At 71.5% G+C, this 19,383-nt stretch carries 21 protein-coding genes; 11 read left to right on the top strand and 10 right to left on the bottom strand.

Annotated elements, in window-relative coordinates:
• The first annotated feature begins 405 nt into the window (after positions 1-405).
• Entirely contained in the window at positions 406-1,629 is a 1,224-nt protein-coding gene (locus tag ACIRD3_RS12695) for a serine hydrolase domain-containing protein (protein ID WP_402214702.1), read from the top strand.
• Positions 1,630-1,738: 109 nt separating this feature from the next.
• Here the strand turns inward: ACIRD3_RS12695 and ACIRD3_RS12690 are convergent, their stop codons facing one another.
• Entirely contained in the window at positions 1,739-3,700 is a 1,962-nt protein-coding gene (locus tag ACIRD3_RS12690) for a glycoside hydrolase family 9 protein (RefSeq protein WP_402214700.1), read from the bottom strand.
• A gap of 154 nt (positions 3,701-3,854) precedes the next feature.
• On the opposite strand from ACIRD3_RS12690, the gene ACIRD3_RS12685 reads away from it, so the two are divergent.
• Both ACIRD3_RS12685 and ACIRD3_RS12680 read left to right on the top strand, forming a co-directional pair.
• Positions 3,855-4,529 (top strand): winged helix-turn-helix domain-containing protein, encoded by a 675-nt coding sequence (locus ACIRD3_RS12685; protein WP_402214698.1) that lies wholly within the window; start codon positions 3,855-3,857, stop codon positions 4,527-4,529.
• Positions 4,526-5,776, top strand: a complete 1,251-nt coding sequence (locus ACIRD3_RS12680; RefSeq protein WP_402214696.1) for a sensor histidine kinase — start codon at positions 4,526-4,528, stop codon at positions 5,774-5,776. The genes ACIRD3_RS12685 and ACIRD3_RS12680 overlap by 4 nt, the downstream gene beginning before the upstream one ends.
• 247 nt (positions 5,777-6,023) lie before the next feature.
• Here the strand turns inward: ACIRD3_RS12680 and ACIRD3_RS12675 are convergent, their stop codons facing one another.
• Positions 6,024-6,605 carry a TetR/AcrR family transcriptional regulator gene (locus ACIRD3_RS12675; RefSeq protein ID WP_402214694.1) on the bottom strand — a complete coding sequence of 194 codons (582 nt, stop codon included), beginning with the start codon at positions 6,603-6,605 and terminating at the stop codon, positions 6,024-6,026.
• 215 nt (positions 6,606-6,820) lie between these two features.
• Here ACIRD3_RS12675 and ACIRD3_RS12670 point away from each other — a divergent pair, with 215 nt between their 5' ends.
• Positions 6,821-7,234 (top strand): peptidoglycan-binding protein, encoded by a 414-nt coding sequence (locus tag ACIRD3_RS12670; RefSeq protein ID WP_402214693.1) that lies wholly within the window; start codon positions 6,821-6,823, stop codon positions 7,232-7,234.
• 324 nt (positions 7,235-7,558) lie between these two features.
• On the opposite strand, the gene ACIRD3_RS12665 is transcribed toward ACIRD3_RS12670, so the two are convergent.
• A complete protein-coding gene (locus ACIRD3_RS12665; RefSeq protein WP_402214691.1) occupies positions 7,559-8,188 on the bottom strand; it encodes a hypothetical protein in 630 nt (209 codons plus the stop codon).
• Between the two features lie 116 nt (positions 8,189-8,304).
• Between ACIRD3_RS12665 and ACIRD3_RS12660 the strand changes: the two genes are divergently transcribed.
• Complete coding sequence (locus ACIRD3_RS12660) at positions 8,305-8,892, top strand: TetR/AcrR family transcriptional regulator (protein WP_402214689.1); 588 nt, start codon at positions 8,305-8,307, stop codon at positions 8,890-8,892.
• Between the two features lie 169 nt (positions 8,893-9,061).
• Positions 9,062-9,448, top strand: coding sequence for a hypothetical protein (locus tag ACIRD3_RS12655; protein ID WP_402214687.1), 387 nt, complete (start codon positions 9,062-9,064; stop codon positions 9,446-9,448).
• 211 nt (positions 9,449-9,659) lie between these two features.
• Here ACIRD3_RS12655 and ACIRD3_RS12650 read toward each other — a convergent pair whose 3' ends face one another.
• Entirely contained in the window at positions 9,660-10,352 is a 693-nt protein-coding gene (locus ACIRD3_RS12650; protein ID WP_402214685.1) for a DUF1062 domain-containing protein, read from the bottom strand.
• Positions 10,353-11,055: 703 nt separating this feature from the next.
• Here ACIRD3_RS12650 and ACIRD3_RS12645 point away from each other — a divergent pair.
• A complete protein-coding gene (locus ACIRD3_RS12645) occupies positions 11,056-12,213 on the top strand; it encodes an FHA domain-containing protein (RefSeq protein WP_402214683.1) in 1,158 nt (385 codons plus the stop codon).
• An 85-nt stretch (positions 12,214-12,298) separates the two neighbouring features.
• Complete coding sequence (locus ACIRD3_RS12640; RefSeq protein ID WP_402214681.1) at positions 12,299-12,691, top strand: hypothetical protein; 393 nt, start codon at positions 12,299-12,301, stop codon at positions 12,689-12,691.
• Positions 12,692-13,081: 390 nt separating this feature from the next.
• Here ACIRD3_RS12640 and ACIRD3_RS12635 read toward each other — a convergent pair whose 3' ends face one another.
• Both ACIRD3_RS12635 and ACIRD3_RS12630 read right to left on the bottom strand, forming a co-directional pair.
• The gene (locus tag ACIRD3_RS12635) at positions 13,082-13,483 is read right to left on the bottom strand and encodes an SgcJ/EcaC family oxidoreductase (RefSeq protein WP_402214679.1); all 402 of its coding nucleotides are present in this window, start codon (positions 13,481-13,483) and stop codon (positions 13,082-13,084) included.
• A 47-nt stretch (positions 13,484-13,530) separates the two neighbouring features.
• Positions 13,531-14,547 carry a sigma-70 family RNA polymerase sigma factor gene (locus ACIRD3_RS12630; RefSeq protein WP_402214677.1) on the bottom strand — a complete coding sequence of 339 codons (1,017 nt, stop codon included), beginning with the start codon at positions 14,545-14,547 and terminating at the stop codon, positions 13,531-13,533.
• A 284-nt stretch (positions 14,548-14,831) separates the two neighbouring features.
• On the opposite strand from ACIRD3_RS12630, the gene ACIRD3_RS12625 reads away from it, so the two are divergent.
• Positions 14,832-15,110 (top strand): hypothetical protein, encoded by a 279-nt coding sequence (locus ACIRD3_RS12625; RefSeq protein WP_402214676.1) that lies wholly within the window; start codon positions 14,832-14,834, stop codon positions 15,108-15,110.
• Between the two features lie 104 nt (positions 15,111-15,214).
• Here ACIRD3_RS12625 and ACIRD3_RS12620 read toward each other — a convergent pair whose 3' ends face one another.
• From ACIRD3_RS12620 to ACIRD3_RS12610, 3 genes are all read right to left on the bottom strand, one after another.
• Positions 15,215-15,418: a hypothetical protein gene (locus ACIRD3_RS12620; RefSeq protein ID WP_402214674.1), complete on the bottom strand. Its 204-nt coding sequence runs from the start codon at positions 15,416-15,418 to the stop codon at positions 15,215-15,217.
• 162 nt (positions 15,419-15,580) lie between these two features.
• Positions 15,581-16,822 carry a PP2C family protein-serine/threonine phosphatase gene (locus tag ACIRD3_RS12615; RefSeq protein ID WP_402214672.1) on the bottom strand — a complete coding sequence of 414 codons (1,242 nt, stop codon included), beginning with the start codon at positions 16,820-16,822 and terminating at the stop codon, positions 15,581-15,583.
• 163 nt (positions 16,823-16,985) lie between these two features.
• Positions 16,986-17,642, bottom strand: coding sequence for a TetR/AcrR family transcriptional regulator C-terminal domain-containing protein (locus ACIRD3_RS12610; RefSeq protein WP_402214670.1), 657 nt, complete (start codon positions 17,640-17,642; stop codon positions 16,986-16,988).
• Positions 17,643-17,749: 107 nt separating this feature from the next.
• Between ACIRD3_RS12610 and ACIRD3_RS12605 the strand changes: the two genes are divergently transcribed.
• Positions 17,750-18,190, top strand: a complete 441-nt coding sequence (locus ACIRD3_RS12605) for an ester cyclase (protein WP_402214668.1) — start codon at positions 17,750-17,752, stop codon at positions 18,188-18,190.
• Between the two features lie 178 nt (positions 18,191-18,368).
• Positions 18,369-18,746: a nuclear transport factor 2 family protein gene (locus ACIRD3_RS12600; protein ID WP_402214666.1), complete on the top strand. Its 378-nt coding sequence runs from the start codon at positions 18,369-18,371 to the stop codon at positions 18,744-18,746.
• Positions 18,747-18,817: 71 nt separating this feature from the next.
• Here ACIRD3_RS12600 and ACIRD3_RS12595 read toward each other — a convergent pair whose 3' ends face one another.
• Entirely contained in the window at positions 18,818-19,372 is a 555-nt protein-coding gene (locus ACIRD3_RS12595; protein WP_402214664.1) for a glycine cleavage system protein H, read from the bottom strand.
• Positions 19,373-19,383: the final 11 nt, after the last annotated feature.

Below are 19,383 nucleotides of genomic sequence, written 5' to 3'. Positions count from 1 at the left end.
CGGGCCCCCCCCCCCGGCCCCCGGCCGGGGGGCCCCCCCCCCCCCCCCCCCCCCCGGGGGGCCCCCCCCCCGGGGGGGGGGGGCCCCCCACCGCCGTATGCTCCCGGCATCCGCCGCGCACCAGACACGCGGAGAAGGAGCAGCGGAACCTGGCGGTGGCTCCCGTTGTCCTCGACGCGGACGGGCAGCCCGACGCGCCGCCGAGTACCGAGGGCCGTGCGCCCCCGTTGCCGGATCGGTGATCCACCCAGGTCACAGCAGCAGACCTCCGCACGGCAGGAGGACGCGACGGACTCGAACCGCCGACAGCGACGCGGCGCTGGTGCGTCACCGGGTATGCGCCATCGGAGTGGCCGTCATGGTGTCCTGCGCGGTTTCCGGTGCGCCGTGCCGACATGGTGATGCATGACTCGTAAGAGAACCGCACTGCTGTGCGCCGCCGCGTTGCTGGTGTCCTCCGTCCCTCTCATCGCCGGCGCGGCCGGACCCGCCGATGCCGCCGATGCCGCCAGGCACCGTGGGTCCGAGTGCGTGGCCTCCCCGGAGTCGGCCGACGGCCAAGGCCGCGCCATCCGCGACGTCGTCGAGAACGCGCGGCGCGATCTGAACCTGCGGGCGGTCATCGCCCGGGTGACCCAGCACGGGCGCGAGCTGTGGACCGGCGCGGTCGGTCCGTCGATGACCGAGGTGCCGGCCCGCCCGGACATGCGCTTCCGCGCGGGGTCGGTCGGCATCGCGTTCATGGGCACGATCCTTCTGCAGCTCGTCGACGAGAAGCAGGTCAGCCTCGACGACCCCATCTCCCGCTGGCTTCCCGAGATCCCCCACGCGGACGAGATCACCCTGCGCGAGCTCGGCGACACCACCAGCGGCTTCCGGGACTACGTGACCGACCAGGGCTTCCTCGCCGACCTGGAGGCCCATCCGTTCAAGCAGTGGACGCCCCAGGACGTCTTCCACTACGCGGACCTCGACGTCCAGCTGTACGAGCCGGGAACCAACTTCAGCTACTCGCACGCCAACTTCCAGCTGCTCGGCCTCGCGCTGGAGCGGATCACCCACACCCGGCTCGACCACCTCCTGGAGCAGCGCATCTACCGCCCCCTGGGGCTGCACGCGACATCGAACAGCTACACCCCCGACATCCCCACCCCCGTGCTGCACGCCTTCACGCACGAACGCGGCACCTACGAGGAGTCGACGTTCTGGAACCCCTCCTGGACCACGGCGCCGGGCGCGGTCATCAACATGAACATCTGTGACCTCGCCCGGGCGGGCGCCGGGATCGGTTCGGGGCAGACGCTCTCGCGCGAGGGCTACCGGACCCTGCTCGACCCGGGCACCGTCGGGCTCGGCCAGGCGACGCCGACATGCCCGCCGAAGGTCTGCATGCCGCAGACCGAGGCCGTCCACTTCGGGATGTCCGCGCTCATCGTGCACGGCTGGGTCGTGCAGAACCCCTCCCTGTCCGGCTACGCCGCGATCATGGCGTACCTGCCGTCGGAGGACCTGTCGATCGCGGTCTCCGCCACGTATTCGCCGACGTCCGACCAGCAGGCGCAGAACCTGACCACACCCATCGCGGAGGAACTCTCCCGCCTGCTGGTGCCGAACCAGCCCCTGGGCTGAGCCCGGTCGCCGGCGGGAACGCGCGGCGAACGAGCACGGTCCCGCGAACGGTTCCGGCCTGCTCCACCCGCCTACGCCACATGGACAGGCAGGCTGTGGCGCTGTGCTGTCAGTTGGGCTTGCTGCCGGTGTCCTGGGGTGCCGCCGTGGCGAGGGTGAAGGCGAGCAGGGCGGTGGCGGTGAAGTCGTCGGCGGATTCGACGGTCTGCCAGGCGCCGACGTGGTCCATGAAGCCGGCGCCGCGGCCGTCGAACGCGGCGAAGGGGTTGCCCTGGTTGGTCGGGCAGGTGCGCATGGTGGGGAAGGAGTTGAGGTCCTTGAGCTTGTCGGCTGCGTTGGGGCCGTTGACGACGCCGCCGAGGAGGATGTCGCCGTCGCCGTCGAGGTCGCCGGCGAGGTTGGCGGCCTGGTGTTCGGGGCAGTGCGGGAAGGTGGTTCCGGCGCCGATGACGAAGGAGGAGCCCCATGCGTTGGCGCCCAGGGCCCAGTTGCGCTGCTGGGTGGCGAACGCGGCGTAGCGGGAGTCCCCGGTGATCTGCTGGTACAGGTGGGCGGTGGCGGCGAGGCCGAAGGTGTGGGGGACGGAGTCGAAGTCGGTGTAGACGGCGCCGGCCCTGAAGGGGTCACGGGCCGCGCGGGCGCTGCCGTCGTCGAGCTGGCGTTTGAGGTCGGCGGCGAGTTGCTCGCGGGTGACTTCGGTGCGGGCGCCGTCGTCGAGCAGGTGGGCGAGGTCGGCGTGGGCGAGGGCGCTGACGTCGCCGAGGCCGAGGGTGCCGAGGCTGTCCGAGGTGATGTACTGCTTGGCCCAGTGGGCGGCCTGCCCGGTCCAGGCGGCCGCGCGCTTGTCTCCCAGGGCCTTGGCGGCGAGGGCGAGTTCGGCGGCGCCGAATTCCATGTCGTCCTGCCAGGACGCCTCGGGGTAGAAGCCGTGCGGGAAGGCGGTGACCAGCTGGTCGCCGGGGCTGGTGTTCGCGAGGGCGTAGATGTGGGCGGCCTTCTCGAGTTCCTCGTGGGCCCGCTCGGGGTCCTCGGCGGCGTCGAGTTGGGCGGCCAGGGCGAAGGTGGCGGCGACGCGCCCGGCGAGGTTCGGGCTGATCGGCTTGCCGGGGGCCGCGGCGCGGAAGACCGGCCGGTGCTTGATCAGGTAGTCGGGGTCACCGGGCTTCACGTCGAGGGCGTCGTCGGCTTCCGGAAGGCGCCACACGTCGTGGTCGGAGCGGATCTTGCCGCTGCCGTCGGCGGTGTCGCCCTTGCCGAGGCCGACCTGGACGTAGAGGGTGCGCGACGTGTCGTCCCACATCTTGTCGAGCCAGTCCAGCCCGTGGCGTGCCTCGGCGGCCAGCTCCTTGCCGCCGACGGGGGTGGCGCGGTGCGCGAGCAGGAGGTTCGCGGTGGAGTAGGAGGCGGTGTGGGTGAACTTGAGGAAGTCTCCGGCGTCGTTCCAGCCGCCCGAGACGTCGACCGGGCCGGCGACGCGCTTGAGGGGCGCGATCAGCACCGTCTCGTCCTCCGCGTACGCGGGGGTGTCGTAGACCGTGGCCTGGCGGTCCGCCAGGTGGGAGGGCTTGCGTCGCAGTTCCGTGGGGATCACGTCGGCGCCGTCGCGCTGGGCCTGGAAGAAGCGGACGTTGTCCTGGATGAGCTTGCCGAAGAGGTCGGCCGCCGCGGCGACGCGGAACGGCGGGGAGACGGCTTTGACGGGCCCGGACACCTCGACCCGGTAGTCGCCGGGCTCGGTCACCGGAGACAGGTCCAGGGTGTGGACGGCCTTGTAGGTGCTGTTCCAGCCTCCGGTGGAGGATCCGACCTTGCCCTTGAGGATCTCCTTCCCGGAGGCGTCGAGGACGCGGAAGGACGCCTTGGCCGCGGAGACGGAGGTCATCAGGTAGGCCTGCTTGGCCTCACCCGGGGTGTAGCCGACCTGGTCAACGCGCACCACCGCGCGCGGATCGCTTGCCGCGAGGGCGTCCGCGCCCTGAGCGGACTGGACGCAGTAGACCGCGACAACGGTGGCCGCCAGGCCAGCCGCAGTCATGCCGATGACGCGCTTACGCAGACGAATCTTTGCCATGCCCACAGACTGCCGGTCGGTCCATGAAGCGATCATGAGGCGCGAACGGCACCCGGGGACCGCCTGTGAGTGCTGGTTCGCCGGGCGGTCATCACCTCCCGATCGTGATCACCCCGGCGTTCGTGCGGTTTTCGACCCAGTAGGCTCGCCCGCCATGCGTGTACTTGTCCTCGAGGACGACCCCGAACTCGGCCCCGTCATCATCCGCGGCCTGCGCGAGGCGGGCTTCGCCGTCGACTTCGCCACCGACCTCGCCGACGCCGACGTCAAGCTCGCGGTCAACACCTACGACTGCCTGGTCGCCGACCGCACCCTGCCCGACGGGGACGCCCTCACCCTCCTCACGGCCCAGCGCAAGGCCGGCTCCACCCTGCCCGTCCTGCTGCTCACCGCCCTCGACGCGGTCGGCGACCGCGTGGCCGGGTTCGAGCACGGCGCCGACGACTACCTCGTCAAACCGTTCGCCTTCGCCGAACTCAACGCGCGGGTCCGCAACCTGTGCCGCCGCGACCAGCCCGCACGGCTGCCCGAGCTACGCGTCGGCAGCCTGGAACTCGACCTGCCCCGCCGCAGGGTGCGGCGCGACGGTGTGCTGCTCACCCTCACCGCCAAGGAGTTCGCGGTCCTGGAGGTGCTGATGCTGCGTGCCGGCGAGGTGGTCACCCGCACCGAACTCATCGAACGCTGCTGGGACGAGCAGGCCGAACCGCTCTCCAACGTCGTCGACGTCCTCATCGGCCAGCTGCGCCGCAAACTCGGCCCGCCCGACCTCGTCTCGACCGTCCGCGGCGTCGGCTACCGACTCGCCGACCCCGCCACCGACCTGTGACGCCGCCCAGCCCCGCCGTCGCACGCCTGCGCCGGGCCCGGTGGGCGACGACCCTGCTCTTCGCCGCCACCACCGCCCTGTGTCTGCTGGTCCTGGCGGTCGTGGCCGTGCGCACCGACGCCCGGTCCCGCACGAACGATCTCGACAACGGCGTCGGCCGGCGGGCGGACGGCCTCGCCCGCACGGTCTACTTCGACGCCGGCGTCCTGCACCTCGACGCCCTGAGCGAGGACGACCTGGCCCAGAGCGCAGAGCGGCTCGCCGTCCTGCAGGCACCGGCGCCCGGCCGGCCCCGGACTCTTCGCGCGCCCGCGCGTGCCGCTCTTCCCGACCAGGCCGGTCTGGACGAAATCTGGCAACAGGTGGAGCACGACCAGGAGACCGTCTTCGTCACCCTGGAGGCCGGCGGCCGGGAGGTCCAGTGGGCCGCCGCTCCCGTCTGGGACGGTGATCGGATCGGTGCCGCCGTGCTGGTCGGAGCCGACCCCGCCGAGAGCCAGGCCGCCCACGACCGTCTCGTCCACTGGCTCGCCCTGGGCTGCGCGGCCCTGGTGCTGGCCGCCGCCGCCCTCGGGCACCTCCTGTCCGGACGGGCCATGCGACCCGCGCTGCGCGGCCTCGACCAGCAGGAACAGTTCCTCGCCGAAGCCGCCCACGAGCTCCGTACCCCACTGGCCGCCCTGCGCCTGGTCGTTGAAAGCGGCAGCGCCTCCCCCACCCGCGCGCCCGCGGCCGTCGACGAAGCGCTCCGCCTCGTCGACCGTCTGGGCCGGCTGGTCACCGGGCTGCTGGCCCGGGCCCGCGTCCAGGCCGGCACCCAGGAAGTCGAGCTCACCCCGCTGCGGCTCGACCAACTGGTCGAGCAAACCGTCGAGGAACTGCCGGACAGCACCGGCGTCACCGTCAGCACCGAAGCCGCCATCGTCGACGGCGACCCCGAACTGCTCGCGCAGGCCGTCCGCAACCTCGTCGAGAACGCGCTGCGGCACGGCGGCGGAACCCCGGTCGACGTGAGCGTCACCGCCGGCCGCGTCGCCGTACGAGACCACGGCCCCGGCGTACCGGCCGAGGACCGCGACCGCGTCTTCGAACGCCGCGTCACCGGAGCCGCGAGCAGCGGCACCGGAACCGGCCTCGCCATCGTCAAATGGGTCGCCGAGCTCCACAACGGCACCGCCCGACTCTCCCCCGCCCCCGGCGGCGGCCTGCTCGCAGAACTCCTCCTACCTCCGCACACCGGCAGATGAATCAGGAGCGGCGCCACCATGCACCGCGCCGCCCCTCCCCGGCCGCCGCGGCTTCGGTGGCGTCCCGCCCCCGCTCTGCGACGGCTGTCACCCTCCGCCTGGCGCGGGGGCCGAATCCGGCAGCAGCACCCGGCGCTGCCCGGCCTCACCGGGGCCGGCGGCGCATGTGTCCCGCCGAGTTCCGGTGATCATCAGTCGCTGGTCCGCTCGGTTCGCCTCACGGTTCGATGGCTCGGTTCTCCTTCGGTCAGCGCAGTTTGAGGCCGTTGAGGAGGTAGTCGATGCGGGCGGCGGTGTCGTCCGGGTCGAGCGGGCCGGTTCCGAGCAGGAGGCGGTAGTAGATGGGCCCGAAGAGGAGTTCGACCATGGTTCCGGGCGGGACGTCGGTGCGCAGTTCGCCGGCTGCGACGGCCTGGTCGAGGCGGTCCTGCCAGGCCTTGTTGCGGGGTTCGAGGAAGTCGGTGCGGAGGTCTTCGGCGAGTCGGGGGTCGCTCTGGGCGTCGGCGACCAGGCCGCGCCAGATGGTTCCGAGGTCGGTGCCGAGGGCCTGGATGACTCCTTGTGCGGCGGCGGTGATGTCGGCGGTGATGTCGCCGGTGTCCGGGACGCCGGAGAAGGGCCCGGTGCGCTCGTTGAGGGCTTCGAGGACGACGGCGGCCTTGCTGGGCCACCAGCGGTAGATGGTCTGTTTCCCGACCCCGGCGGCGTGGGCGATGCCTTCGATGGTGACCCGGGCGTAGCCGTCGCGGACGGCGATGTCGAGGGCGGCGTCGAGGATGGCGCGGTGGGAGCGCTGGTTGCGGAGGTCCGGATTCGGGGCTGGCGGCATGTTCGGAGTATTCCACGAGACGTCACGTGCCGTCTTGACGTGATCGTCTTGCGCGGGGAACATGGTGTCCGCGAGGCGAGACGAGACGGTACGTCACGAGACGAGACGGTGCGGGTTGCCGTACGGGGGAATGCCGTTCCGTCACGGGGGATCGCCTCGGCAGCTCAGGGGGGACGACGATTTTGTCCGCCGGCAGTCATTCCAAGGAGAAGCGCATGTCGATACGCAGGCGGGCACGGTCGGTCAGTACGGTGGCCGCGGTTTCTGCTGCGGTGCTGGCGGCCACGGCCGGTACGGCCAGTGCCAAGCCGGGAGTGCCGTACATCCGCTACGGCGCGAGCGGGTTGGCGACCTACTGCGTGCAGGAGGCCATCGACCACGCACATATCAACCGGCGGACCAGCGCGGACCTCATTTCGTCGGACGGCGAGTTCGGCCCGGCCACGCTGGGGGCGCTCCAGCAGCTGCAGCGCGACTTCAACCTGGAACCCGACGGCGTGGTCGGCCCGGACACCGGCACGGTGCTGTGGCAGCAGATCGACGAGTCGATCCGGCAGAGCTACAACTGGGACACCGGCTTCGGGGCGTACGCGAGCTACTGCTACTACGTGCTGCCGACCCACAGCTGACGTCGGCGGCACCAGCACCGAAAGCACCGGACGACCGGGTCGATCGTCTGCCACAGGCCCTGCCGTGGCGGCCCGCCCCGCTTCTCCGGATACGACCACACCACGGCGAGCCGCCGGTGGACCCGAGGAATCGGGATCCACCGGCGGCTCGCCGTGGTCCTGCGGGCACGGCACCGACGAGCAGGACCGCAGGGGTGAGATCTCCCGTCCTGGCCGCCGGCGCCGCGGCCTCCGGCCTACCCAAGGCCTCGAGGCGGCAACGGGCGCCCAGCTGTGTGCGCACGCGCGGCCCGACTTCCGGCCGGGCCGCGCGTGCGTGCCGGCTCAGGCCGGGCGAGCGTTGCGCGTGACCTTGGCCGACGGCCTGCCTGCGGCCTCCTGCAACGTGAGGCGCGGTGCGCGCCTGACGAGGAAGATGCCCAGGCCGGCGACCCCGACGGCCATCACCATCAGGCCGGGCGGGAACGTGGCGGCCGGGAGCACGCCGCGCAGCGCGACGGGGGTGGCGCCGAGCACGTAGGCCGCGACGGCGAGGCGGGGTGCCTGGCCGGCGCGCCACATCGATGCGCCGAGGATGACAGCGCCGAGCAGGAAGACGATCGACGAGGCCTTGAACATCGCGCCGGTCAGGCCGCCGAGAAGGGAGGCGATCTGTGCCTCGGCCAGCTCGGGGAAGACCAGGTTGAGGATGTATTCCACGCCGAGGAGCCCGGCCATGCCGAGGAAGTTGAGCGTGTAGCCGACCACGCCCAGGGTGCCGGACCGCTGCCGGTCGGCGAGGTACAGGCCGGTGATCAGCAGCAGCCCGAACGCCTCCGCCAGTGGCGCGAGCGCGTGGGTGAAGGCCAGGTTGTCGGGGATCAGCGCGCCGCGCCGGGCGCTGTTGAGAATCAGGATGGCGGCGGAGATCGTCCCCGCCCAGCCGGCGAGTCGGTAGAGGGTGTGCGTGGGCATGGTTCCTCCGGCAGTAGGCGATAACGCTTGTAATAACGTATGTCCCGGAGGGCTCGTGACGTTGCGGCGAGTCGGGTCTGTAATGCTTCGGAAAGATCTGGAGAGGGGCGCGTGCCATGGCTGACGGCGAGGATCTGCGCGAACAGTTCATCGAGGCCGCGCTGCGGGTGGTCGCCGGGCACGGCCCGGCCGGCCTGACGGTACGTCGGGTCGCGGAGGAGGCCGGTTCTTCCACGATGGGCGTCTACAGCCGCTTCGGTGGCCGTACGGGCATGCTGCAGGCGCTCTACGAGCGAGCGTTCGACATGCTGCGGGACGCCTTCGGCGCGGTGCCCTTCACCGGGGACGCCTTCACGGACGTACGGGCCCTGGCCCTGGCCTACCGCATCTTTGCGCTCCAAGGCCCCACACGCTACGCGTTCATGTTCGAGCAGGCCGTGCCCAAATTCGACCCCGGCCCGGCCCTCCGGGCGCGAGCCCTGGAGAACACCTTCGGGGTGCTGGCCGCCGCAGTTGCGCAGGCCGACGCGCAGGCCGCTCCCGAGCGCGGCGCGTACCTGCTCTGGGCGGCCATGCACGGGATGGTGAGCATCGAGTTGACCCATCGAGACCGCACCGAGCTGCCCGGCTGGTCCATCGCGTCGGACTGGGAGGGCGTCTACCTCGACGGCGTGCGCACGGTCTGGAACGGCCTCGCTCTCTGACCTCACCCTGCCGCCGCCGATGAACGCGGACCTCCCGCCGACTGACCGTCAGCACCGTTGGATCAGGTCCCCGACCAGCGCGAGCGCCCCGCTATTGACTCACGCCGGCCCCGACAGCAGCCCAGACAGGCCCGGCACGGGTCGAAGGCGGCGGCTCGCCCCCCACGCCATGCACATCCACATCAAGGGCAACGGCGAGTGCCCCGAGACCGACGACGCCACCTTGCACTACGGCCACCGCGCCATCAGCACCACCGACGGCCTGGCCGACTACGGGCCGATCGGCACCTCCCTGACCACCCGCGGCGACACCAGCCCGGCCAGCGCCCTGGCCGTCGACCGCTTCCCCTCCACCGGAACGTTCCACTACTCCCGCACGATCCAGCTCACCAGCGACGTCGCCCAGCAGGTGAGGGCCGACAACGCCGTCGTCGTCATCCACGGCATCGACTACAACCACAACGGCAAGTACGACAACGTCCTCGGGCCCAGCGAACTCAACCCCGCCCTGCCCCAGGAAGCCACCGCACCCGCCCTGTGCGGGCCCCTCGACTAACCCCCGAAACCGGTGCCCGCACGCACCGGCGGCGCGCGGGCACCGGTCAGCGGTCCCGCCGCCGCGCTGCACGGCGGGACCGCCCGACACCCTGGTCCACGACCGACCGCGCCCCTGACACCCGATCACGGGAAAGCCGCCCCGTCTCCCGCATGCAGGGCACAACACCGCGGTTTCCAGGACGACTTGGTGGGCGCACCGAGGCGTCGGCCTACGCCCCGGACACCGCGCGCGACAGGCGCAGGGGCGCCTCGACGGCGTCGGCGATGCCGAGTGCGCGCACCGTCTCCCGCCGTGTCGCTGCGACCGGATTCGCGAGCTGAGCCAGGGTCGCCGCCGGAGCGTGGACCGTCAGCTCGAAGTCGCGGCTCGTCTTGGCGTCGGGGGCGAGCGGCAGGCGGATGCGGCCGTCCGCGACCATCCGGCGGACCCGGCTGCGACTGAGGCCGAGGCCGGACATGAGCAGGCGTTCGACCCGTACCGGGACCGGCAGCTCGAAGCTCACCAGCACCGTCAGCGGGGTCGGATCGTCGATCGCGTGGAGCGGCGTGCGTGCCTCCAGCTGCCAGGTGCCACTCCAGTCCAGGCTGTAGCCGTTCTTGGCGGCGAGTGACGCACTCATCGTCAGTTCCCGGACCACGGCGGGGTCGTTGTTCTCGTACGCGTCCCGGCGAGCGGGTTCCAGCGACGACGTGTGGACGCGCTCGTGGACGGGCACCTTCGAGGTCCGGTCGCAGCCCGCGCAGCTGAGCAGCAGCCAGACGTCGAGGAGCTTGCCATTGGCGTTGACACGGATCTTGCCCGAGGGCCGGTGCCGCGTGCTGGAGCAGTCCGGGCAGCTGCGGACGACGGTGGGCAGCGCGGACTGGCGCACGGCCCAGCGGGCCTTGCGTTCGGTATGCATGGTGGTCTGTTTCCTGGTTCAGCAGGAACGCGCGCAGGCCGGATCGGCTGGATCGGCCGGGGCTCCTGGGTTCCGACGAGTGCTCACAAAGGCGCGTGTCATCGCCTCGGGGCGGACGGCCGCATGGCGGGCGTCCCGAGGTCGATCGCGCGACAGGTCGTGTCTCTCCGTGGCAACTCGCGGCAACGCGTCTCATCGCCTCGGGACATGTCGGCATGGCCGAGCGCCGAGGGCGGTCGATCGCGTGAGCGCGCGCGTCATCGACTCGGCGCGCGGCCGGTGGCCCGGCGCAGAGGTCGATCGCTTGGGGTGAGTTGCCACGTGGCAGTCGTCAGCACAGGTACATGCCGCACATCGTGATCTGGGGCCGCGCTCCCCCGCAACCGGTTTTTCGGACCCCCGCCGTCAGACCGGCGCCCGCCTCGTCCAGCACTCCGAACCGCTGATCACCTGGGCCGCGATCACCCTGACGACCGGGCGCATCACCCGGCGGCAGCCCGCGGCCTGTCGGGGCTGGCGCAGGCGGACGAGGCGAGCAGTACAGGGCCTCCCCCATGGCGGAACCGGCGCGGCTCGCGCCGGGGCGGCCGGTCGTCCGGCGTGAGGATCTCGAAGGACACCATGACCGCCCCGGTAGGGGTGGGCAGTGACGGGGTGGCGGCCTTTTACTGGAAAGGAGGGTTCTTCGGCAGGAGGTCGTGCGATGCGACCCACTCCCCAGAAACAGGATTTACCGAGACTCGTCGTCGACAGCCCGGAAGGGCTGCGCGGCCGGGTCTACGAGCTGGCCGATCGGCCGTTGCTGGTCGGGCGGGGCCCGGACTGTCAGATCCACGTGGGTGATCCCGAGGTCAGCCGGCGCCATGCGGTGGTGCGGTGGTCGGACGGGCACACCACGGTCGAGGATCTGGCGTCCACCAACGGCACCCTGCTGAACGGCCACCCCGTGCACGGGCAGAAGGTGCTGCAGAGCGGGGACGTGATCGACTTCGGGCCGTTCGAGGTGCATTACGAGGAGCCGCGCGACACGGACGCCACCGTGGTGGTGCCGGGCCCGGGGCGCGGGGTGGGGGCGGCCGACCGGACGGTCAGCCTGCTGAAGGCGGCGGCCGAGGGGACGGAGGCGGCCGCCGAAAGCGCGAAAGCGGCCGGAGCGGCCGGTCCCGCGTCCGAGCCGGACGTCGGTCCGGGGGGCCGTCCGGCTGCCGACGCTCCGATGCGGTCCGCCGGTCCGGACGAGGCGACGGAGCCGTCCTCGCAGGTGTCCCGGGTTTCGTCGGAGGGGTCCGAGGCGCAGCCGAAGGCGTCCCGGGTCCGGCCGAAGTCCGAGTCCGAGGCGTCCAAGGTGCCGCCGAAGCCGTCCGGAGTACCGCCCATACCGACGGCACCGCCGCCGAAGCCGTCCGAGCCGCCGTCGGTGCGACCGGGTCCGAGCTACGACGTCGGACGACAGCTGGCCCACGGGAACCTCAGCAATGTCGCCGGCAACCAGTACTACAACCAGTACACCTATATGGTCGGGGACAAGGGGCGGGAGATCTTCTTCCGTCGGATCGCGGACCTCCACACCAGGGCCCGGCACCTGGTCCTGGTGGGCCTGCTGCTGCTTCTGATCGGTGCCGGGGTGTCCGGCTGGGCGATGGACGGCGTGGATCCCGAGAACACGGACCCCCTGCTGTCCCAACTGGTCCACGCGAAGTCCGGCGGCGTACCCGTCGGCGGGCTCGGCCTCGGGACGTCGATCGCCGGCGTCGTGCTGCTCGTCGTCGGCATCACCCTGCACATCGTGGCCATCGTGCGGGTGCGGCGCTTCGAGCAGAGGCAGTCCCAGCAGGAGCAGAAGTACGGGTCCTACACCTAGCCGCGCCCGGTGGCCCGGCTCCCTGGCGCCCACATGTCCAGTTCCAGTGGTGGCCGGTGTCCAGTGGCCACGGGAGGCGAGTGCCATGGTCTTCAACATCGGAAGTCAACAGGCCGGGGTGGTCAACAACGTCGCGCACGACCAGCACGTCCACGACGGGCAGTCCGGCGCGATCTCCGTCGGCGCGGCGGACTTGACCGGACTGCTCGGCACCCTGCGGGAGGCCGTCGGCCGGGAGCAGCTGCCGCCCGCCGTCGCGCCGCTGGTCGAGACCGAGCTGAACGCGATCGACCAGGAGGCCGCCCGGCCCGAGCCCGATCGGGAGGTGGTCGCCGCCCGGCTCGCCCGGGTCACCCGCCTGCTGCGCGAGGCCGGAGCCGCGGTGGCGGCCGGCACCGGACTGTTCTCGGCGCTCTCCGGCGTCGCCGGCTGGCTCGGGGCCCTGGGGCAACCGATTCTGCACCTGCTGGGCGGGTGACCCGGCGAGGGCCCGTGACATCCCTCGCCGAGGACCTGCGCGAGCGTCCGCGAGCAGCTCGGCGACCTCGGCCATCGGCCGGGAGCCCTCGTGCTTCACCAGACCCGGCGACACCCCGAGGCGCAGCGAGGTGGTGAGGGTGCCGTCGGGCGTGGTGAGGACGTCCGCGCAGCCGACCCGCAGGGGGCCGGGACTCCACCGACAGGACAGCGCACGCCTGCGGCACAGAGCCTCCTGGGCATCGGACCTCGACGATCCGGAGCTGACCAGGAGGCCCTGCCTTCATGCGCGCACCAGCCGCAGATCACCCCACCGGGGCTCCCCGCTCGAACCGATGCCCACCGTGATCGGTACGGCAGCGGCTTCTTACGGCGAAGGGCTCGGTTTCCATCACGCCAGCACCGGGCTGTTGTGATAGGCGGCGATCAGCCACCGGCCGTCCCGCTTCTCGAAGACCCACGTCGCGTTCACCTTGCCCGAGTCCGGCACGTCGGTCTGGCCGGCGAACAGGATGCCGGATTCGCTGATCACGATCGCGGCGTCCCTGCCGACGAAGCGCAGGCTGAGCTGCTTGTTGTAGGTCGAGGTGCCCTTGAGGGGCCCGGCGAAGGCCAGGGCCATGCTGTCGCGGATGACATCGCGGCTGTCGCGCAGCGAGCCGGTCATGACGGCGGTCGCGTCCGCGGTGTAGTCGGCGACCATCCCGTCGGCGTCGCCGGCCTCCCATGCCTGGTAGGAGTCGACCAGGACGGCCTGGATGGCGGCCGCGTCTGCCGCACGGTTGTCTGACATCGGAGTCTCCCTTGTGAGCGGTTCGCCCGGGTGCTCCGGCGAACTCGTCAGTACATACCGGCGGCTGGGCTGGAACTGTTCGCGTCCGCGGCGGGGAATTCTCCGAGGCCGAGTTCGGCGGCCAGACCGAAGGAGGCGAAGACCGCGGAGTCCTGGAACACCGAGTTCCGGCTGATGCCCCCGGCGGTGACGGTGAAGATCTGCAGGGTGTGCAGTTCGTATCCGTCGCCGACGCGCCGGTAGGCGGCGAATCCGTGCTGGCCGTTGGCCGTGACCGCGGTGAGGCGCCAGTCCGTTCCGGCCGCCTGGAAGACCCACTCCATGAACAGGCCGTAGTTGCCGGGGCCGGCGAACCAGTTGAGCATCGGCGGCATCTCCATGATGACGTCCTCGGTGAGCAGCCGCTTGAGGCCCTCGACGTCGGCCTGCTCGAACGCCTTCATGTAGCGGTCGACCCAGGCGCGCTGCTCGGCCGCGGACGGCTCGCTGAGACGTTCCGGCTGGGCCTCGACTTCCTGCACCCGGGTACGCGCCCGATGCAGGGAACTGTTCACGGAGGCGACGGTGGCGCCGAGGATGTCTGCCGCCTCGGACGCGGAGAAGCCGAGCACGTCACGCAGGATCAGCGCTCCGCGCTGACGCGCCGACAGATGCTGCAAAGCGGCGGCGAACGCCAACCGCAGGCTGCTGCGGTCGACGACGGCCGCGGCCGGATCGCCCGCGGCCAGCAGCGCGTCCGGCAAAGGCTGGAGCCAGACGGCGCTCTCGTCCCGGACGAGGGGCCCGAGCGGGTGCGACGCGGCCACCAGACCCGACGGCAGCGGCCGGCGGCCGCGGACCTCCAGGGCGGTCAGGCAGACGTTGGTCGCGATCCGGTACAGCCAGGTGCGCAGTGAGCTGCGGGTCTCGTCGTACCGCTCCCGCGCCCGCCATGCCCTCAGGAACGTGTCCTGGACCAGGTCCTCCGCGTCGTGAGCCGAGCCGAGCATCCGGTAGCAGTACGCCAGCAGTTCGGTCCGGAACGGTTCGATCAGGCGATCGAAGCTCTCCACCTTCGCAGTCATGGCCCCCGCCCTTCACCGCTCCAACGCGGTCACTATATCCAGCGGCTCCGGCGGGGCGTCCCGGCGTGAGACGGCGCCGGAACACCGCGTCCGTCGTGTCGGAGGGTCGGAGCGGGCAGCACCAACGGGCCCAGCCCCTCCGCCTCCCGGTCGGTGCCCGTGCGGGTGAACGGCGTCCGCCACGCGCCGCGCACGCCGGGCCATCGGCAGAGGAGGCGATGGGATGGGCAGTGCTCCAGCCGCTCCGGCCGGGAGCACCACTCACTCACAGAATGGGGACCGCCGTGATCGTTCGCATCATGGGCGAGGGCCAAGTGAAGCTGGCCGACGCCCACTTCACCGAGCTGAACAAGCTCGACGATGAACTGTTGGACGAGATGGAGTCGGGCGACGAAGCAGGCTTCAGGAGGGCCCTGGGGGCTCTTCTGGACGCCGTGCGCAGCCTGGGTACCGCGCTGCCCGACGACGCCCTGGAACCCTCCGAACTGATCCTCCCCGCGCCCGACGCGACCCTGGACGAGGTGCGCGAGATGCTCAGCGACGACGGCCTCATCCCCGGCTGACCCCGCGCTCCCCCGCTCCCCCGTTCACCGTGGGAACCAGGGAACCGGGGAACCGGGGAACCGGGGGTTCGCGGTCACACGGTCCGGCTCGACGGGCCTGCGCGTCAGCTGTCCTCGCCCGCCGCGGCCTCCTCGGCGTCCGCGGCCACGACGCCCCGGAAGTCGTTCGCCGCCAGCAGGTAGTCGAAGCTTCCCGAGGAGGTGTGCGCGCCGCCGGCCGGACAGACGCCGTTCGTCGGGTTCCCGTTGAACCAGAGACCGAAGCACTTGTTGCAGTAGCGCCAGTTGGACTGGCCCACGATTGCCATGGTGTTGCCTTTCCGGACGGGCTCCCGGTCGGTGGGAACGCGTCCTGCGGGATACGCCCATGCTGCTGCGCCCGGAGTCCCGGGCACCTGAGGCCGGGGTCCCGACCCCGTCCACCCTGGGACACGCCGCGGGGGCGCGCCCCCCGGTACGACCACGCGGCTCTAGATGTTGGCTCCGGCGTGGGCGCGGCGTCCTTCGGTGGTCGGGCCGTGCCAGTCCAGGCACATCACGGTGGCGTCGTCCTGGAGCCTGCCGTCGCAGGCCGCGGTGACGGCTGCGACCAGGGCGCGTACCACCTCGCGCGGATGCTCACTGGCGGTGGCGGCCATGAGGGCGGGCAGGTCGACGGACTCCGCGCGGCGTTCCTGCATCCCGTCGGTGTAGAGCACCAGCCGGTCGCCGGGCTGCAGGTCGATGTCCTGCACCCGGTACCGGCCCTGCGCCTCGATGCCGAAGGGCATGTCGGCGCGCAGGAGCACTTCTTCGACGGTGCCCTTGCGCAGCCTCAGCGGGTGCGGGTGGCCGGCGTTGACGAGCTGCGCCGCGGTGCCGTCCAGGGCGACCCGCAGGAGCTGGCCGGTGGCCAGGACCCCGGGTTTGTGTTCCATGAGGGACCGGTGGGCGTGGTCGGCCTGGTCGGCCAGGGGGACGGCGACGCGGCGGGCGCCGCGGGAGGCGTTGACGAGGATGGTGGCGATGAGCGCGGCGTCGAGGTCGTGGCCCATCGCGTCGGTCAGGGACAGGTGCAGGGTCTCGCGGTCCAGGGCGTAGTCGTAGGTGTCGCCGGCGACGCTCTCGGCGGGCACCAGGGCGCAGGCCAGGGTGAACTGGGCGGCCTCGCAGCAGGGTGCGGTGGGCAGGAGCTGGCGCTGGATCTCGGCGGCCAGGCTGACCGGGGCGGTGCGCTGGGCCCAGTGGTAGAGGTCGGTGAAGCGGCGGTCGGTGACCACGATGTAGGCGAGGGCGTGGGCCGCCTGTTCCACCTGCTCCAGTGTGTCGTCGCTGATCTCGGGGGCTTCGGTGGCGTCGGAGGCTTCGGTGGCTTCGGGGAGGAAGAGTTCCAGGAAGCCGATGGCGTCGCCGCGGTTGGTGACGGGGGCGATCACGCGGTGCCCGTGCCCGCCGGCGCCGTCCGGGGCACGGACCAGTTCCTGGGTGCGCAGGACCTGCTCGTAGAGGCTGCCGGCGAGCTGGATCCGCTCGGTGCCGCGCCCCTGCAGGGTGGTGGCGTCCTCCGCGACCCGCACCACGCTCTGGCCGACCAGGTCGAGGAACAGGAAGGAGACGTACCGCGCGCCGAACCGCTCGCGCAGGTCGCGCGCCACCACGTCCAGGGAGTCCACCGGCGCCGCCGTCTCGGCCGCCGCCAGCACCTCCGCCAGCACCATCCGCTCCCGCGCCACGTCAGCCTCCTCGAACGGTCCGGGGCTTTCACCTTCCCGCGATCACCCGAGGGATGCCAGCGTCTGGTCACCCGCTCAGCGGCCGGGGCGGGCGGCCGGCGCCCGAGAGCCCGCTGGTCGGCGATCGACATGACGGGCGGCGGCTGGTTTCAGGTGTCTCCGGCTAGCGCAGGGTCTCGAAGCCGAGCAGCAGGGCCTCGAGCGCGAACGCGAACCGCTCGCCGTCGTCGGCGCCGACGCCCTCGCTCGCGGCGCGGACCAGCAGCGGGTACCGCTCCGCCTCCAGCGCGGCCAGCCAGTCGGCGCCGCCCGCTTCCTCGGCGCCGACCATGATCTGGGCTTCCGCCGTCGCGTGGCCGATCACGAACACCGCCAGGGAGTTGAGCGCGTGCAGCGCCCGGCCCAGCGGGAATCCGCCGGCCGTGAGCAGGCGCAGGAGCGCCTCGATGTCGTCGAGGGTCGCCGGAGTGACGGCGGGCCGGGAGGTGGCGAGCGGGAGCACGGCCGGGTGCCGCAGCAGGCCCTCGCGCAGGGCGGTGGCATACGCGCGCAGGGCCGCCCGCCAGTCGGCTGAGCCGTCCATGGCCGGGGTGGCGGCCGTGAACACCTGCTCCACCAGGCCGTCGAGCAGGGCGTCCTTGTTCGGCACGTAGTGGTAGAGCGTCATCGCCTCCACGCCCAGCTCCTCCCCGAGCGAACGCATCGTCAGGCCCTTGAGCCCGTCCCGGTCCACCAGGCCGAGCGCCGCGTCGAGGATCTGCTGCCTGCTCAGTCCCACCCGCTCGCCCCGGCCGCGCCGGGCCGCCTGCCGCTGTGCCATGCCTGCTCCTCCTCGACCGGACGGCTTGACTTTCTTACACGATAAGAGAAGACTCCCCCTCAGCGAAACTTACCGCGTAAGAAACAGCCGCACCAGGGGGAACCACCATGTCGACCACCGCCAACAAGCAGGTCATCCGCGACTTCGTCACCGCACTCAACGACCGCTCCGGCGAGGGCTGGGTGCAGCTGCTCTCCCCGTCCGTGATCGACCACAACAAGATCATTTTTGGCGAGGAGGACGCCCCGGGCGCCGCCATCGAGGGCTTCCGCCTCCAGCTGGCCGCCTTCAGCACCGAGGCCGAGGGCGACGGCTTCCACATCCAGCAGCTCATCGCCGAGGACGACGAGGTCGTGGCCCGCCTGCGGGTGGCCGGGGTGCACACGGGCTTCCACGCCCGGATGCCCGAGCCGACCAACCGGCGCTGCGATGTCGAGCAGATCTGGATCTTCACCGTCCGAGCCGGGCAGATCGTCGAGATCCGCGCCGTCAGCGACCGCCTCGGCATGTTCATCCAGCTCGGCTGGGACTGGCCGACCACGGACTGATCCTGGGCGGGTCGGCTACCCCGTACGTCGTGGAGCCACTGGTGGGCCGTGCGGTGGAGCCCGGAAACGTGCTGACGAACACACCTCGGCCCGACACCGCGTCGCACCCGCGGTCCACCGTGATCGGAAAGCGGCTCGCGGGTCGGGCGCACGCTCAACGGCTGGTATGACTGGGGGCATGCAGGAAGAGACGGCACGATCCGCGATCGACACGTTCATCTCCGCGTTCAACGCCTCGGACGACAGTTATGTGACTGCCCTGCTCCCCCAGGCCCTCACCTCGGACGTGGTCTTCTGGGGGCCCTTGGGTCGCAGCGAAGGGATCGCGGCGGTCGAGCGGTTCGTCCTGGAGATCCGGCGCCACCCGGCGGGGGCCGGCACGATGGCACGCTGCTCAGCGGTGGACATGCCTGACGAGTGGGCCCGGTACCAGTGGGTCTTCACCACGCCGGACGGAGGGCCCCGCCTGACGGGAACGGACGTCGTCCATCTCCGGCGGAACCTCATCGACCAGATCATCGTCTTCGCGGGCGAGATCGAGCCGTCCGCCTCCTGAGTCGTCCTTCTGCCGCCGTCCCTCTCACGGGACGGCGGCCGAAGCGCCCCGGACGGCGGCACGCGAGGACCTCAGGCGACCAGCTTGCTGTATGCGGCGGCATCGATCAGGCCGTTGACGGACGACTTGTCCTTCAACTTGATCTTGACAAGCCAAGTGCCGTACGGATCACTGTTCACCTCATCGGGGATCTCCGAGTAGTCGACATCGCTCACCTCGATGACCTCGCCGGTCACCGGACTGTAGTGCTCGATGACGGACTTGACCGTCTCCACGGTGAAAACGGGATCACCCGCCTCGACGGCCAGGCCGACCCGCGGCAGCTCCACGGCCACCACGTCACTGTGTGACCGATTCTCATCACGGCCGTACCCGGTGATGCCGATCACCGCCGTCCCCCCGGCTTCGACGCGCACCCAATCGTGCGCCTCGGTGTACTTGCGATCAGCCGGGACACTCACCATGACGACAACTCCTCCGAACACGACGCGATCAGCAGACGACAAGCTTTCATGTCCTGGCGCGGCCGTCACGAACGCCCGGACGCACCGCGCGCCGCACACCGAGAAGCAACCCGGCGGCACCGCGTCTGAGGACGTCGTCGCCACGGTGTCGGGCTCGCCCACCGGGGGCTGGG

The sequence above is a fragment of the Kitasatospora sp. NPDC093550 genome (assembly GCF_044764985.1).
Taxonomy (GTDB): domain Bacteria; phylum Actinomycetota; class Actinomycetes; order Streptomycetales; family Streptomycetaceae; genus Kitasatospora.
The sequence above is the reverse complement of the archived record's forward strand: the minus strand, read 5'-3'. Positions and strand labels throughout refer to the sequence as shown.